Consider the following 228-nt stretch of genomic DNA (forward strand, 5'->3'; position numbering starts at 1 on the left):
GTGGTACAGTAGTAACTGGCCGTGTAGAAGCTGGTATCGTGAAAGTAGGCGAAGAAGTTGAAATCGTAGGTATCAAAGACACAGTTAAAACGACAGTAACTGGCGTTGAAATGTTCCGTAAACTTCTAGACGAAGGTCGTGCGGGCGAGAACTGTGGTATCTTATTACGTGGTACTAAGCGTGAAGACGTACAACGTGGTCAAGTACTTTCTAAACCAGGTGCGATCA

At 45.2% G+C, this 228-nt stretch carries 1 protein-coding gene; it reads left to right on the forward strand.

Annotated elements, in window-relative coordinates; all coding sequences use genetic code 11:
- On the forward strand, positions 1-228 hold a 228-nt coding region (locus tag AC1M9H_RS14430; RefSeq protein ID WP_481613666.1), incomplete at both ends, for an EF-Tu/IF-2/RF-3 family GTPase.

This window comes from Acinetobacter sp. ANC_7512 (assembly GCF_056779935.1).